Genomic DNA, 237 nt, shown 5'->3' with positions numbered 1-237 from the left:
ACCAGGCCGTACGACGCCAACGTGCCCCTGGTCTGCTCACCGCTCAACCACACCGCCGTACTCCAGTTCGCGGGCGCCTCCCTGCACACCGGGCACCGCCTGGTGCTGATGGTCAAGTGGACGCCCGAGGAGATGCTCCGCGTCATCGACGCCCACGCCTACACCCACACCCACATGGTCCCGACCCAGTACCACCGGCTGCTGGCACTCCCCGAGGAGGTGAAGGCGCGCTACGAC

At 68.4% G+C, this 237-nt stretch carries 1 protein-coding gene; it reads left to right on the top strand.

Going from position 1 to position 237, the window contains the following annotated elements; genetic code table 11:
* A partial coding sequence (locus KVT44_RS57015) for an AMP-binding protein (RefSeq protein WP_368857629.1) occupies positions 1 to 237 on the top strand: 237 nt, incomplete at both ends.

It is taken from the genome of Streptomyces sp. GbtcB7, from assembly GCF_019091445.1.
Classification (GTDB): Bacteria; Actinomycetota; Actinomycetes; order Streptomycetales; family Streptomycetaceae; genus Streptomyces; species Streptomyces mirabilis.
Note: the sequence above shows the minus strand (reverse complement) of the source record. Positions and strands in the feature narration are given on the sequence as shown.